Raw genomic sequence first — 15222 nt, 5'->3', positions numbered from 1 at the left:
GTATGTTGCTTAATAAAAGTATTAAAGCGGTATTTATTATCATTTTTATAGTGTTTTTAAATGCTTGCCAGATTACTCATAAACCAAAATTTGATACTGCATTGTTTGAGTTAATGCCAATACCTAATGAAATGGTTGGCAAAGGCTGGCTTGAGAAATTTCAATTTTCAGGTGTTGTTGAGCAGTCAATGCTAGTGTCTACTGAATTTTCTGAGGAAATGATCAACGTTGCAGCATTGAGTTTTGAAGGTGTTCCACTATCTCAGTTGCAATTTAATACCCTCACGGAGCAGTTAACAACGACTAATTCGTTAGAAGTTGACCTTGACGGGAAAAAAATTATTTATGATATGCAAAGTGCATTTTGGCCATTAGCACTACTTAAACAACATATGTGTAAAAACTGCCAAGTAACACAAGCTGCTATTGCAGGGCAACTAACACGTCGTTTTTATCGAGGCGATACATTAATTCGTGAAGTTATATATAATGCCTCACAGACTCAACTTATTGAGAACGAGCAGAATTATCGCTTAACTATAGAAAGATTAGAAGAATATTAATATGCAACAACCGCTATTTATTAGCCATTACGCCATGATAAATGCACTAGGGTGTGATAATCAAAGTATAAAACGTAACTTACTTGCAGGCAGTCAAGAGGGTATTGTTATCAACAATACTTTATTTGACGAAGGTCCTATTTATGTTGGCGCTGTGGATGCAGAGTTACCCGAGTTAACTGACCGACCTCTTGAGTTTCAAACTCGAAATAATCAATTGGCAGCACATGCACTTGAGCAATTAAGAGAGCCCGTTACTGAGCTTAAAAAACAATATGGTGCACAGCGAATTGCAGTTATTGTTGGTACAAGTACATCAGGTATTGCCCAAGGTGAACAAGCAATGAAAACTCAACAGCGGGATGGTCTTTTTCCGAGTGAGTATCATTACCAGCAACAAGAGATGGATAACCTAGCGCAATTTATTCAAAGTGAGCTGGGTTTAGAAGGCGTTGCTTTTACGTTATCTACAGCATGTTCATCAAGCTCTAAAGCATTTGCGACAGCGCAAGAAATGATAGCTTGTGAATTAGCCGATGCTGCAATTGTAGGTGGTGTAGATAGCCTGTGTGGGATGACGGTAAATGGTTTTCATGCTTTAGCATCAACATCTGCAGGTATATCAAACCCATCAAGCAAAAATCGTGATGGAATAAACATAGGTGAAGCCGCTGCTTTATGTATTGTGCAAAAGCAGGGAAAAGTTAAATTATTAGGCGTTGGTGAATCCAGTGATGCGCATCATATGTCGGCACCTCATCCACAAGGTGAAGGAGCTGCAATGGCAATGCAAAGTGCGTTAGCTGCCGCCAATATCAATATAAATGAAGTCGACTATGTAAATTTGCATGGTACTGCAACGCCTAAAAATGATGAAATGGAAGCCATTGCTGTAATGAATGTTTTTGGTATTGAAACACCATGTAGCTCATCTAAAGGTATGATTGGTCATACATTAGGTGCCGCTGGCGCGACTGAAGTAGGTTTATGTTGGTTATTATTAGGGGGCAATGATTATGCGCCTCATGTATGGGATGGTGAACGAGATACCAATTTACCCAAAATAAACCTTGTTTCAGTTGGTGCTAAACACCCTTCTATAATAACTACCTGTTTATCAAACTCATTTGCATTTGGCGGTAATAACGTCAGTGTATTAATCGGACTATAAGCTATGAATCACCCTCATCACCCAATCGAAAGTGTATTACCACACACTGCACCAATGATTTTAATCGATAGCTTAGAAAGTTATGACGAAATTAGTGGACGCTGTCTTGTTACGATTACTGCACAAAGTAATTTTTATGATCCTGAGTTAAAGCGGGTACCAAGTCATGTTGGAATAGAATATATGGCACAAACCATTGCCGCTTATGCTAACGCAAACCAAGTAGATAGCGGTGCTAAAGTAGAGGTAGGATTTTTAGTAAGCAGCCGTAAGTATAAAATGCATTGCACTGGTTTTTCTCTCAATAGCACTTTAACCATTGAAGTTGAAAAATTATATAGTGAAGAAAGTGGTTTAAGTGCATTTGAGTGCAAAATTAAAGAAGGCGACGCGCTATTAGTGGATGCCAAAATTAATGTATTTCAACCAGAAAACCCTAGCCAATTTTTAGCGGAGCAAATTTAATGTCAAGACGTGTACTAGTAACCGGTTCGAGTAAAGGTATTGGTAAAGCCATTGCTTTACAGCTAGCTAAAGATGGCTTTGATATTAGTTTGCATTGTCGATCAGGGATAGAGGCGGCACAACAGGTTAAATCTGAAATTATTGCTCTAGGTGTCAATGTTGATATTTTGCAATTTGATGTTGCAGATAGAAAATCAGCTAAAACAATTTTAGGTGGGTATGTAGAGCAACATGGTGCATTTTATGGCGTGGTATGCAATGCCGGTATAACAGCTGACACTGCATTTCCAGCAATGACAGATGAAGAGTGGGATAGTGTAATACACACAAACCTAGATGGCTTTTATAATGTGTTACATCCTTTAGTTATGCCAATGGTAAGTAATCGTAAAGGTGGGCGTATTGTCGCTATGTCATCAGTCTCGGGTGTTGCTGGTAATCGCGGGCAAGTTAATTATAGTGCATCAAAAGCGGGTATTATTGGAGCTTCGAAAGCTCTTGCTGTTGAACTTGCAAAACGAAAGATTACAGTTAATTGCGTGGCACCTGGTCTTATTGATACCGGTATGACTGATGATTTACCAATAGCTGAAATGAAAAAAATGATCCCCGCTAACCGTATGGGAAATGTAGATGAAGTGGCAGCAACTGTCGCTTTTTTAATGTCTGATGGTGCAAGTTATATTACCCGTCAGGTAATTCAAGTTAATGGTGGAATGGCGTAATGAAACGTGTAGTAGTAACGGGAATGGCGTCTATCACTGCGCTAGGTGATGATTGGAATGTATTCAAAGCGGCTTTAATAAAAGGTGAAAATGCGGTTAAACGTATGCCTAGCTGGGATTATATTGATGGCTTAAATACCAATTTAGCAGCCCCCGTTGAAGGCTTTAGTCGCCCAGCAAACTATACGCGAAAGAAGGTTCGTTCTATGGGGCGTGTTTCTCTAATGTCGACAGTTGCGACTGAGCGTGCCTTAGAGCAAGCACAATTGTTGGATCACCCAGCTTTAACTGATGGTTCTACCGGTGTGTCATACGGCTCTTCAATAGGTTCAACAGAGCCTTTAGTCTCTTTTGGTCGTATGATGGAAAGTGGTTCTATGAACGGCGTAACCGCGACGAGTTATATTCAAATGATGGCTCATACTGCACCGGTTAACGTTGGCGTTTTTTTTGGTTTAAAAGGTCGCGTGATCACGACAAGTTCAGCGTGTACTTCTGGTTCACAAGGAATTGGTTATGCTTATGAAGCCANCTGAAGAGTTATGTGTTACAGAAGCGGCTGTTTTTGATACTTTGTATGCAACGAGTACAAAAAATGAAACGCCTAAAAATACACCTAGACCGTTTGACAAAAACCGTGATGGATTAGTTATCGGTGAGGGCGCAGGTACCCTCATTTTAGAAGAGTATGAACACGCTAAAGCACGTGGTGCAACCATATTAGCTGAAGTTGTTGGTTTTGGTTGTAACTCTGATGGGCAACACGTAACGCAGCCAACTTCTGAAACAATGCAAGTTGCAATCGAAATGGCACTGCAAGACGCTAATATCTCAGCGGATCAAATTGGTTATATTAATGCACATGGTACATCAACCGATAGAGGTGACATTGCAGAATCTCATGCAACATTTAATGCATTAGGTGCTAAGCCTATTAGCTCTCTAAAAAGTTATCTAGGGCACACTCTTGGTGCGTGTGGTGCTATAGAAGCATGGGCAAGTATAAACATGATGAATGATGACTGGTTTGCACCTACTATTAATTTAACAGCAATCGACAGTGAATGCGCACCTCTTGATTACATTACTGAGGAAGGTCGAGAGATTCATACAAATTTTGTAATGAGTAACAACTTTGCTTTTGGTGGTATTAATACATCTCTTATTTTTAAACGGTTTCAAGGTGAATAAAGTTAAGTGGTTATACCTATTATTAATTTTATTTAGTACATTTTCGTTTAGTGCATCAAAGCTTGAAGTGGGTGGCGGTATTTTTATGGCTGACATCCCACATTACCTAGGTTCTGATCAAAGTGAACAGTATGTACTCCCCGTACCTTATATCCGTTATCAAAGTGATGATTTAGATATCGACCGCAATAGCTTTACAGGCTACTTGTGGCAGCAGGGGAACCTGCATTTAGACATTTCGGCAGGTGTAAGTATTGCCGTTGACAGTAAAGATAACACAGCACGTGAAGGCTTAGATGATTTAGATTGGGTATTTGAACTGGGACCATCATTAAATTATTATTTAATAGGAACTCCACAAACAAAACACCACCTATATTTTGGGCTTTTTACTCGAAAAGCTATGGCTACCGATTTTGGGTCTATTACGAATGTAGGTTGGCATTATGGACCGAGTGTGTATTTCGAGACGCCACTTTTAATAACGAATGATTATGAGTTAAGCACCAGTATTAGAGCAAATGCTAATTTTGCTGACGATCGTTATTTAAATTATTATTATGGTATTTCATTACTTGATAGTAGTACTGAACGAGCTGAGTTTAATAACCGTTCTGGATATTCAGGATCAGATTTATCCATTGGGATAAATCTTGATACTAAAAAATATTGGTTAGGTGGTTTTGTAAAATATGATTACCTAGCAAATACAAAGCAGCAACAGAGTCCTTTAGTTAAGCAAAATAGTAATATATCGCTTGGCTTTGGCGTTGCATGGAAATTTTATACACGAGAAGGAAGATAAAATGAAAACGATTATAAGTACGTTGCTTATTGCCACAGCATTAATGACATCGGCTGCTCAAGCCCGAGATGATATTAGTAAATACCCAATTCAAAAATTGTTAGAAACAACTAAAGCAAAAAATGCATTATTGGATATTCCACTTTACTTTGCTGACCAAAGTTATTCAAAAGAAAGCAGCAAATACGGTGAAGTAATCACTAATAAAAAAACCAATGCATTTGGTAAGTCTGATACTGAGGCATGTGAGTGGGTAATGTTAAGTGCACTTAAAGCATTACAAGAGCGTGCAGTAAAAGAAGGCATGAATGCAGTTGTTAATATTCAGTCATATTACAAAAAACGTGAGTTTGTTAGTAGTACTGAATTTGAATGCGGTGCGGGTACTATTATGGCCGGTGTTGCATTAAAAGGCACTTTAGTTAAGTTATAACTAACTGTTACTACTTTTTTGCTGTATAATTTGCGACCCTTGATAATGTGGCCGTAGGTTATACAGCATGAATTTTAAATCTTTTAGTTTCGCTCCTGAAATCATCCAGGCGTTGGACGAACTTAACTATCACACTCTTACGCCCATTCAGCGCGCAGCAATTCCAGCTGTTCGTAAAGGTAAAGACGTTTTAGCCAGTGCACAAACTGGTACCGGTAAAACTGCCGCGTTTGCTTTACCTATCATCCAAAAATTGGTTGAGTCTGAACTCAGCACTACTAATGCTCCTCATGCATTAGTTCTTGCCCCTACTCGTGAGCTTGCAGAGCAAATTGCTAATAATTTTAGAGACTTTGCAAAGCATACTTCACTTAAAGTAGTTAGTTTATTTGGTGGTGTTAGTACCGCTGGTCAAGCTAATTCACTTAAAGAAGGCGTAGATGTAGTTGTTGCTACACCAGGTCGTTTATTTGACCATATTCGTTTAGGTAACTTAAGCCTCGCGAATGTTAAGCATCTTGTTCTTGATGAAGCTGACCGTATGCTCGATATGGGCTTTATTGAAGATATGCAAAACGTGATTAAAAGCTGTGCAGAAGAGCGCCAGATTTTACTTTTCTCAGCTACTTTCCCTGCAGCAATTAAACAATTTGCATCTAAAGTATTGAAACAAGCTGAAATAGTTCGTGTTGATCAAACTAACAGTACAGCAAGTACAGTTGAGCATGTTGTTTACCCAGTTGAAGAGCGCCGTAAGCAAGAGTTACTTTCTGAGCTGATTGGTAAGAAAAACTGGCAACAAGTGCTTGTATTCGTAAACATGAAAGAAACAGCTGACGAGCTTGTTAAAGAGCTTAACCTTGATGGTATTCCTGCTGGCGTTTGTCATGGTGATAAGTCTCAGGGTAATCGCCGTCGTGCCTTACGTGAATTTAAAGAAGGCAAAGTACGCGTATTAGTAGCTACTGAAGTTGCTGCTCGTGGTATTGATATTGATGGCTTGCCTCGTGTAATCAATATTGATCTACCTTGGCTTGCAGAGGATTATGTTCACCGTATAGGTCGTACTGGTCGTGCTGGTAGACAAGGTCAAGCAATCTCATTTGTTAGCCGCGAAGAAGAAAATACATTATTTGAAATTGAAACGTTAATCGGTCAAAAAATCAAACGTGTATATTTAGAAGGTTATGAAGTAAGTAATCGCGAAGTGCTAATTGATAAAATTGGTAAAAAGCCAGCACATTTACGTCGTACACGTTCTAATAAATTATCTGGACAAGCGACGGGTGAAGCACGTGCGGTTAATCGCTCACGCATCTCAAGCATTCGTAAAAACTTAAAAGGCGAAAAATTGTCACTTAAAAAGTAACAGTTAACGCAGTTAAGTTTTTAAAAACCTGAGTTTACTCAGGTTTTTTTATGTCTTTAGAAAGTACTTTATCAATAATTTGAGCATAAGCGTAAGCTGCATACTCACCATTTATATCTGCGATAATTGATAACCCAACAGGTAAATGTTCTACTCTACCAACAGGCAAGGTAATGTGTGTTGTTCCAGCAATGGCAGGTAATGAACTGCTATTGTTTTTAGTACTATCGCCATTAATCAAATCAGTTTTCCAGGCTGGGGATGTTGTGGGTGCAATAACTATATCCAATATTTTATTACTGTATAGATTAGTAATTGCTTTTGTTGCAACAGAACGATAACGTGATTTAATTTGACGATATTTACGTTTTTCATCTAAGTTAATAGCATTAGATTGAATTAAAATATTCTGCCCAAAATGAGGCATTTCAATTTCTTTATTCTTTTCATTAAAATCAATTAAATTGCTCAAACTTTTTACGGTGACTTCTTTTGGCGTGTTTTTAAGGTATTGATTAATTTCATTCTTAAAGTCATAAAGTAGAATGTAGTATTCATCAGCTAATAATGTGTCTAAATTATCGGTTATGATAATGTTGACAAGTATATGCCCTGCAGCTTTTAAAGCTTGAATTTGTTTAGCATAGACTTTTTGTGTTTCAACTGTGAACTGATCACTCGGTAATACACCAATGATGAGAGGTTGTTTATTTTTTATGGTTGTCCGCTTTAGTCTAAAGTCGGTTGTAGATGTGTCCAGTGGATCTCTACCTTGTATTACAGATAAAACTGTTAGTGCATCATTTAAAGAGTGAGCCATTGGACCAATAGAATCTTGACTACTTGAAAGAGGTATACTGCCTGACCTAGATACTTGACCCATACTTGGTTTTATAGCATATATACCGTTAACAGAGGCAGGGCTTGTAATAGAACCATCTGTTTCAGTGCCAAGTGCTACAGGGGCTAAATTAAGCGCTATTGCAACGGCTGAACCGGAACTAGAACCCCAAGGACTTCGCGTTATATCGTGTGCGTTATTAGTTTGCCCTGCTATGCCACTCCAACCTGAAGATGAGAAAGACGACCGAAAGTTAGCCCATTCACTTAAGTTGGTTTTCCCTAAGATAATAGAGCCGGCACTGCGTAATTTTTTAACTACAAAGGCATCATTATTTGTAACGTTATTTTTAAGTGCTAAAGAACCAGCTGTTGTGGGAAGAGTACCTATAGTTTCTATATTATCTTTAAGTAGAACGGGAATACCATGTAAAGGTCCTGCCCATAAACCTCTTTCAGCCAGATTATCAAGAACCCTAGCTTGTTTTAATGCTGTAGGTTCGATGCTAATTACAGCATTATATTGTGGGTTAAGCTCTTTAATACGCTTAATATATAGCAGCGTAAGTTGTTCAGCATTAATGATTTTATTTTTGTAAGCGTTATGAATTTCGCCAATTGTTTTTAGCTCTTGTGCTTTTATATTAAATGTTACGAATATGCTTATAAATATTAGAAGGCTAATTTGTTTTTTAGTCATTATTAAAAGTAACTTAGTGTTTTACATATTTTACATAAAAAAAGCCTCACAATGTGAGGCTTTTCTACAAAGAGGGTATTAAGTAAGTTTAAGCGTTTTCTAGCATAGACAGCGCAACCGCCTCAGCTGCTTTAATACCATCAATGCCAGCTGATAAAATACCGCCAGCGTAACCTGCACCTTCACCTGCAGGGTAAAGCCCTTTAGTATTAATGCTTTGGAACGTTTTATCGCGTTTAATACTGATTGGCGACGAAGTACGTGTTTCGACACCGGTTAGTAAACCGTCGTTAGTAGAAAAACCACGGATTTGTTTATTAAACGCAGGTATAGCTTCGCGAAGAGCATCAATAGCAAATTGCGGTAGTACCTTACTTAAATCAGTTAACTTAATACCAGGGGTGTAAGATGGTTGTACTTCACCTAACTCTGCAGATGATTTACCTTTTAAGAAGTCACCAATTAATTGTGCTGGTGCATCGTAGTTGCTACCACCAAGCTCGTAAGCTTGCTCTTCAAGTTTACGTTGTAAGTCTATACCTGCAAGCGGATCACCAGGAAAATCCTGCTCTGGAGAAATACCTACAACAATAGCGCTGTTAGCATTGCGCTCACTTCGCGAATATTGGCTCATGCCATTGGTTACAACACGTCCTTCTTCAGAGGTTGCCGCTACAACAGTACCGCCTGGGCACATACAAAAGCTGTAAACTGTGCGACCATTATCACAATGGTGAACAAGTTTATAATCGGCAGAGCCTAAAATAGGGTTACCTGCATTTGTACCAAAACGGCATTCATCGATCATTGATTGTTTATGTTCGATTCTAAAACCGACTGAGAATGGCTTTGCTTCAACGTAAATGCCTTTTTTGTGGATCATGTCAAACGTGTCACGAGCACTGTGACCTACAGCTAATACAACATGGCGAGTATTTAACTGCTCACCATTTGAAAGCGTTAAGCCTGTTACTTGCCCATCATCTAAATGAATGTCGTCAACACGTGTACTAAAGCGAATTTCACCACCGAGTTCTATTATGCGGGCACGCATTTTTTCAATCATGGTAACAAGTTTAAATGTACCAATATGTGGCTTACTTACGTATAAAATTTCATCCGGTGCGCCAGCTTCTACAAACTCAGTTATGACTTTACGACCATAATGTTTTGGATCTTTTACTTGGCTGTATAATTTACCATCTGAGAAAGTACCTGCGCCACCTTCACCAAACTGTACGTTTGATTCTGTATTAAGTGTACGTTTACGCCAAAATCCAAACGTGTCTTTTGTACGTTCACGTACTTCTTTTCCACGTTCTAATATAATGGGATTAAAGCCCATTTGAGCAAGCAGTAAACCAGCAAACAAACCACAAGGACCAAAGCCAATAACAACAGGGCGCTCTGTAATGTTTTCTCCGGCTTGTGCTACAAATTTATAGTTTGTATCGGGTGCTGTTTTTACGTGCTGATCTTTTTCAAACGCAGCTAATAAATCAGTTTCGTTATCAACTTCTATATCGAGTGTATAGATAAGTAAAATTGCTGTTTTTTTACGTGCATCGTAACCACGTTTAAATACATTAAAGCTATGCAGTTGTTCAGGTTGGATTTTAAGTTTATTTACAATTGCTTGTCCAATTGCATTTTCGTCATGATCAAGTGGCAGCTTTATTTCGGTTAAACGTATCATTTATATCTCTTTTAGGTGTCATAGCGGGATTTAATTTACCGCTCACAATAAGGGGGATGCAGGGCACAAAGTGTGTGCAAACATAAGCCGCGTATTTTACGTTAAAATAGTGCCATATGGCACTTATTTATTGTATTTTTGGGATGGATGGGTATGATCCGCACCTGTTGTTTTAAATATTAGGTATTAAACTATTATGGCGTTTGTAGTCACCGAAAATTGTATAAAATGTAAGTATACTGATTGTGTATCAGTGTGCCCTGCAGATGCATTTTTTGAAGGTCCTAATTTTTTAGCCATTAGCCCTATTGATTGTATTGATTGTGGCTTATGTGTACCTGAGTGCTCAGCCGATGCTATATTTCAAGAAGACGAATTACCTGAATCACAAAAAGAATTTACAGAGTTAAATGCAGAGCTTGCGCTCGTATGGCCACGTATTACAGAAGTAAAACCAGCACCGGACGATGCTGATATGTGGAATGGTGTTACAGATAAACTAAAACTTATTGAAACTTAACCTTTATACTTCGTTTAATTAATCCTTTATTATTAATTAGTTAATAAATTGCGTATTTAGTTTTTCAAAGTATTAACAAATCTATCCAGTTAAATTACAATCCAGCTTAGAAATCATTCTTATTGAATGAATGTAGTCTAAATGGATGTTTATGCAGTACTTTATAACTATAAAAAAACAAATTTACCTCTTTTTTCTAAGTAGCACTTTATTACTTTCTAGCTTTAACACTTTTGCTGACAAACAACACTTTTCACTTACTCGACTTGATCAAAGTATTACTGTTGACGGGGTTATGGATGAACCTCATTGGATCAATGCCACACACATTCCTATAGTTTATCAAGATGAGCCAAATGAAAAGGGCACACCTCCAGTAAAAACGGATGCTTATTTATACGAAGATGGCAGCAGCTTATATGTTGCTTTTATTGCCCAAGATCCAGACCCATCACAAATGCGCGCCTCTCTTCGTGACAGAGATACACTTTGGGAAGATGACGCTGTTATTCTTGTTATTGATACTTTTAACGATGAGCGAACAGGTTATGAGTTTCACGTAAATCCGCTTGGTGCACAAGGCGATATACGAATGACAGATACTGATGGCTGGAGTTCTGATACCTCATGGGATGCTATTTGGGATAGTGCCGGACAAATTACCGATCAAGGTTATGTTGTTGAAATGCGGATCCCTTTTAAAGCGCTGCGTTTCCCTGAAAATAAAAAAGAATTAACGTGGGGTTTTTCAGTAATGAGAAATTATCAACGTGACGTATTTTATCAGTTATCAAACATGGGCTTTGATAGAAATATAAAATGCAGCCTATGCCAATTTGATAAATTAATTGGTTTCAACGATATTGAATCAAGTAAAAATGTTCAAATAACGCCTACGTTAACTGCGCTTCGTAATGATTCAAAACCTCAAGTACCAGGTGATTGGGACAATGGTGATTTAGACACCGAAATTGGCTTAGATTTACGATGGGGTTTAACAAACGACGCCGTTATTAATGCAACAATCAACCCTGATTTTTCTCAAATCGAAACAGATTCTTTAGAGCTTGATGTTAACACTACATTTTCTATTTATTATGCTGAAAAACGTCCATTCTTTTTAGATGGAGCATCGTATTTCAAAAGTAGTTTATTTGAACTTTTATATACGCGAACTATTGCAGAACCCACGTTAGGTGCAAAGTTAACAGGTAAAACGGGAGATCATAGTTATGCATTGATGTTAGCTGATGATGATAATAGTAATATTTTACTTCCAACAAACCAAGGTTCTGGCTTTGCAAGTCTTAACGATAAAACAAATGCAGCTGCAGCAAGATATCAATTTGATATGGGTGAACAAGGTATAATTGGTCTTACAAGTACGCACCGAGAAAGTGATGATTATCATAATACTGTTTTTTCGATTGATGGGAGCTATTGGTTTAATCAATCAGATACTCTTTTATATCAAGCATCGACAGCTGACACCCGTAACTCTGAATTTTTAATTGAAAATTATAATACGTCTGAAACACAGTCAGACCAAGCGTATGCGTTGGAACTAACTCGTGATAAACGTGACTATAAATTATTTTTATATTATGAAAATATTGGTCAAGACTATCGGACTGACTTAGGCTATCAGGCTAAAGTAGATTACGAAAAAGTGGGGTTTGGTGGCGGACAAACATGGTATAGAGACGAAGCTGATTTGCTAACTTCATGGTCGTACGAAGCAGAATGGGATAAAACATGGGCACAAAATGGTGACTTACTTGAAGAAGAATACGAGGGTTTTTTAAGTTTTAAAGGTCAAAAACAATCTATTTTTGAAATTGGTTTAGTGCACCGTTATGAAAATTATAACGACAATTTTTATAATCAAAATATTGGTTATATTTACACTGGGTTTAAACCCACTAAAGATTTAAAGTTATCACTATATATTGAATACGCTAGCCGAATTGACTATGCAAACGAGCAGTTAGGCGATGCTTTTGATACACAAACGCAAGTAGTGTGGGATATTAACGATCATTGGCAAATGGACCTAAAACACAATTACAGCCAGTTAGATGCGCCAGATGGTGAACGTATTTTTACCGCGAACCTTATAGATTTTAGACTTTATTATAAATTTAGTATGCGCTCTATGCTTAAGTTAATATTACAGTTTGAAGATATTGACCGAAATGAAGATGCTTATTTTTATCAGGTAAGTCAAATTAATAAAGACTACGGCAGCCAACTTGTTTACTCATATAAAATTAACGCACAAACGCTATTTTATTTAGGTTATTCAGATAAAGGCTATCAAGATGATTCACTTAAGAGTGTTGAGCGAGATCAGCGTACGTTTTTTACAAAAGTTAGTTATGCATGGCAACTTTAATAATTAGTAATAGGTTGATTGATATTTACGCTATTTATATTAATTAGCTTAAAAACTGAGGTCTTACCAGCAGTTTTTATCAGTCATATTATTGTAACTAATTACTATGTAGTACATTATTACTTGCGTGGTACTAAAAGTAGGCGATATAATCTCTCTTTAGTTTGGGTTTAATAGGAAAGAAAACGTAGATGGATTTTCATAATGAATAAATTTAAGCCGATGGTTGCTCTATTTGTTATTGTTATTTTATTTGGCTTTTGTCTAAATATAGAATTAACGAGTCAAATTAATCGTATAAATTTATTTCAATCGAAAATAGATATACGCACTTTTAATATTAGCAGTACAGATCTTGATATGGCACCTTGGTACAACCCTGTACTTAATGGTCATTATATAATCCATCAGCCCAACATGGATTATTTGTTAATAAAAACAACTGACACTGAATTTGTAGCTGCAAATGCTAACAGCTTAATCATGATGGCTTTAAGTTCTCCTTTTAACTTTTTAATGGTATTTATCGCATTTTTTGGTTTTGCTGTGTATGTAAAAAAAGAGCGAAGAAAAAGCTTTTATAAAAATAAAATTAAACAATTAAATACCCAAACCAATAGTTTATTAAATGCATTTAACTTAAAAAGTAAACTTTCAGAAAATCCCAACGGAATAACAAACCTTGGCCAATCTATAAATACTTTAAATACACACGTTGCAAATTACGTTAAACAAACACAAACCAGTATATGCCAAGATAAGCTAACACTTTTAATTGACCGACATGCATACATAGAGCATATAGATAGACAAATTAATCACACCGAAAATGACACTCTTAAATGCGCATTACTGTTTATAGACTTAGATGGTTTTAAACAAGTAAATGACTCGTTTGGGCACAGCTTTGGTGATGAAATTTTGGTTCAAGTAGCTACTCGTTTAACCAATGTATTGCGCCATCATAAATTAAGTCATATCAACAGTGCTAACCAGCTTGAGCAAAATTTATCGCGTTTAGGTGGTGATGAGTTTTCAATATTTATTGAATCGTTAGAGACAGATGAAAAAGTTGTTGATATAGCAAAGCACGTCCTTAGTGAGCTTGAAAAAGATTTTGTACTTGGTAATAAAATTGTAAAAATTAGTGCAAGTATTGGTATTGCCGCTTATCCAGAGAGTGCATCTACCCCTCAAGCATTATTGCAGTTAGCTGATGTTGCAATGTACCGTGCTAAAAGTGATGGTAAAGGTATTTTTAAAGTTTACTCTCCTGAAATGGGTAACAAAATGCGACGTTACCACTATTTACTCGAAGAATTACGATTAGCAGTAGCCTGTAAAGATTTTTACTTAGCTTTTCAACCAATTGTGCATGTTGAAGATTGCATGATTGATTACTTTGAAGCGCTTACTCGTTGGGATCACCCTATAGAGGGAATGATCCCTCCTTCTGAATTTATACCTATAGCAGAAGAGTCTAATTTAATTTTAGAGTTGGGCGATTGGATAATGCTTGAATCGTGTAGGCAGATGGCTGCTTGGCATAATGCCGGTATGCGAAAAGTTAAAATATCAGTTAATGTTTCAGGGGTACAATTAAAGCATCGTGATGTTTATGATTGGATAATGAAAAAGCTTAAGAAAACAGGTCTACCTGCTAAGTCACTTATGTTAGAAATTACAGAGTCGACATTTATAAAAGCAAATCCACTGATGATTAAAGATCTTGAAAGATTAAGAAAAGAGGGGGTGACTATTGCTATTGATGATTTTGGCACGGGTTTTAGTTCTCTTAGTACACTTGCTGATTTACCAATAGATGTTATTAAAATAGACCGTTCTTTCATAACTCAAGCTAATAAGAGCCAAAAATATAACGATATATTAAATACAATAAGTGAGCTTGGTCAAAAGTTAGGTCTCAAAATTGTAGCTGAAGGGGTAGAGGACATAGCACAATTTGAATTAGTTAAAAAAATAGGTGTTAGTTCAGTACAAGGTTATTTGGTGAGTCGACCAGAGTCATCTGTAAACGTAGGTAATAAAGTGTTACGTAATAACACAAGTAACCTTTCAGCTTCGGGTTCAAGTGCTTGGGAAATACCTTCATCATAATAAGTATTTTATAAATAATGCTTTATTAAAAAGCATTAAGCATACTTTTAGTAATGTAAGAGCTTAAAATATCTTTATATGACATTACATCTTTGTATTAGTAAATCTACTAAATATAAATACACGTTACATAACCACGGCTTAATTTAAAAACTCCTATACCACTTTAAATTTAACTTTGTTATAAGCCAGTGCTCTTAGCATTAAGAGGTTTAATGACTAAATATATTG

12 protein-coding genes and 1 pseudogene are annotated in these 15222 nt (G+C 36.8%); 11 read left to right on the top strand and 2 right to left on the bottom strand.

What is annotated here, in order from left to right; translation table 11 throughout:
- Window positions 1-2 precede the first annotated feature (2 nt).
- The 8 genes and pseudogenes from L647_RS0112490 (at window position 3) to L647_RS0112455 (ending at window position 6722) form a co-directional block, all read left to right on the top strand.
- Window positions 3-563, top strand: a complete 561-nt coding sequence (locus L647_RS0112490; protein WP_024611391.1) for a DUF3261 domain-containing protein — start codon at window positions 3-5, stop codon at window positions 561-563.
- 1 nt (window position 564) lies between these two features.
- Window positions 565-1734 carry a beta-ketoacyl-[acyl-carrier-protein] synthase family protein gene (locus L647_RS0112485; protein WP_024611390.1) on the top strand — a complete coding sequence of 390 codons (1170 nt, stop codon included), beginning with the start codon at window positions 565-567 and terminating at the stop codon, window positions 1732-1734.
- Between the two features lie 3 nt (window positions 1735-1737).
- The gene (locus L647_RS0112480; protein ID WP_024611389.1) at window positions 1738-2199 is read left to right on the top strand and encodes a hotdog family protein; all 462 of its coding nucleotides are present in this window, start codon (window positions 1738-1740) and stop codon (window positions 2197-2199) included.
- Window positions 2199-2924, top strand: a complete 726-nt coding sequence (locus L647_RS0112475) for a 3-ketoacyl-ACP reductase FabG2 (protein WP_024611388.1) — start codon at window positions 2199-2201, stop codon at window positions 2922-2924. Before L647_RS0112480 ends, L647_RS0112475 begins: the two co-directional genes overlap by 1 nt.
- A pseudogene (locus tag L647_RS01000000124150) lies at window positions 2924-4115 on the top strand (beta-ketoacyl-ACP synthase). Before L647_RS0112475 ends, L647_RS01000000124150 begins: the two are co-directional and overlap by 1 nt.
- On the top strand, window positions 4108-4920 hold the full coding sequence (locus L647_RS0112465) for a MipA/OmpV family protein (RefSeq protein WP_024611387.1): 813 nt from the start codon (window positions 4108-4110) through the stop codon (window positions 4918-4920). Before L647_RS01000000124150 ends, L647_RS0112465 begins: the two are co-directional and overlap by 8 nt.
- 1 nt (window position 4921) lies before the next feature.
- A complete protein-coding gene (locus L647_RS0112460; protein WP_024611386.1) occupies window positions 4922-5353 on the top strand; it encodes a hypothetical protein in 432 nt (143 codons plus the stop codon).
- Between the two features lie 67 nt (window positions 5354-5420).
- Entirely contained in the window at window positions 5421-6722 is a 1302-nt protein-coding gene (locus L647_RS0112455) for a DEAD/DEAH box helicase (protein WP_024611385.1), read from the top strand.
- A gap of 34 nt (window positions 6723-6756) precedes the next feature.
- Here the strand turns inward: L647_RS0112455 and L647_RS0112450 are convergent, their stop codons facing one another.
- Both L647_RS0112450 and L647_RS0112445 read right to left on the bottom strand, forming a co-directional pair.
- On the bottom strand, window positions 6757-8262 hold the full coding sequence (locus L647_RS0112450) for an amidase family protein (RefSeq protein WP_024611384.1): 1506 nt from the start codon (window positions 8260-8262) through the stop codon (window positions 6757-6759).
- 88 nt (window positions 8263-8350) lie between these two features.
- Window positions 8351-9958, bottom strand: a complete 1608-nt coding sequence (locus L647_RS0112445; RefSeq protein WP_024611383.1) for an NAD(P)/FAD-dependent oxidoreductase — start codon at window positions 9956-9958, stop codon at window positions 8351-8353.
- A gap of 196 nt (window positions 9959-10154) precedes the next feature.
- On the opposite strand from L647_RS0112445, the gene fdxA reads away from it, so the two are divergent.
- The 3 genes from fdxA to L647_RS0112430 all read left to right on the top strand — a co-directional run bounded on the left by fdxA (window position 10155) and on the right by L647_RS0112430 (window position 14991).
- The gene (fdxA, locus tag L647_RS0112440; protein ID WP_024611382.1) at window positions 10155-10478 is read left to right on the top strand and encodes a ferredoxin FdxA; all 324 of its coding nucleotides are present in this window, start codon (window positions 10155-10157) and stop codon (window positions 10476-10478) included.
- A 151-nt stretch (window positions 10479-10629) separates the two neighbouring features.
- Window positions 10630-12873 carry a carbohydrate binding family 9 domain-containing protein gene (locus tag L647_RS0112435; RefSeq protein WP_024611381.1) on the top strand — a complete coding sequence of 748 codons (2244 nt, stop codon included), beginning with the start codon at window positions 10630-10632 and terminating at the stop codon, window positions 12871-12873.
- 204 nt (window positions 12874-13077) lie between these two features.
- Window positions 13078-14991 carry a bifunctional diguanylate cyclase/phosphodiesterase gene (locus L647_RS0112430; RefSeq protein ID WP_024611380.1) on the top strand — a complete coding sequence of 638 codons (1914 nt, stop codon included), beginning with the start codon at window positions 13078-13080 and terminating at the stop codon, window positions 14989-14991.
- Window positions 14992-15222: the final 231 nt, after the last annotated feature.

The organism is Pseudoalteromonas sp. TB64 (genome assembly GCF_000498095.1).
Lineage (GTDB): Bacteria > Pseudomonadota > Gammaproteobacteria > Enterobacterales > Alteromonadaceae > Pseudoalteromonas.
Note: the sequence above shows the minus strand (reverse complement) of the source record. Positions and strands in the feature narration are given on the sequence as shown.

Excerpts from the sequence above, each read along its gene's own strand:
- L647_RS0112460 (WP_024611386.1), top strand. The coding sequence starts at position 4,922 with ATGAAAACGATTATAAGTACGTTGCTTATTGCCACAGCATTAATGACA.
- fdxA (WP_024611382.1), top strand. The coding sequence starts at position 10,155 with ATGGCGTTTGTAGTCACCGAAAATTGTATAAAATGTAAGTATACTGAT.
- L647_RS0112480 (WP_024611389.1), top strand. The coding sequence starts at position 1,738 with ATGAATCACCCTCATCACCCAATCGAAAGTGTATTACCACACACTGCA.
- L647_RS0112490 (WP_024611391.1), top strand. The coding sequence starts at position 3 with ATGTTGCTTAATAAAAGTATTAAAGCGGTATTTATTATCATTTTTATA.
- L647_RS0112485 (WP_024611390.1), top strand. The coding sequence starts at position 565 with ATGCAACAACCGCTATTTATTAGCCATTACGCCATGATAAATGCACTA.
- L647_RS0112430 (WP_024611380.1), top strand. The coding sequence starts at position 13,078 with ATGAATAAATTTAAGCCGATGGTTGCTCTATTTGTTATTGTTATTTTA.
- L647_RS0112435 (WP_024611381.1), top strand. The coding sequence starts at position 10,630 with ATGCAGTACTTTATAACTATAAAAAAACAAATTTACCTCTTTTTTCTA.
- L647_RS0112450 (WP_024611384.1), bottom strand. The coding sequence starts at position 8,262 with ATGACTAAAAAACAAATTAGCCTTCTAATATTTATAAGCATATTCGTA.
- L647_RS0112445 (WP_024611383.1), bottom strand. The coding sequence starts at position 9,958 with ATGATACGTTTAACCGAAATAAAGCTGCCACTTGATCATGACGAAAAT.
- L647_RS0112475 (WP_024611388.1), top strand. The coding sequence starts at position 2,199 with ATGTCAAGACGTGTACTAGTAACCGGTTCGAGTAAAGGTATTGGTAAA.
- L647_RS0112455 (WP_024611385.1), top strand. The coding sequence starts at position 5,421 with ATGAATTTTAAATCTTTTAGTTTCGCTCCTGAAATCATCCAGGCGTTG.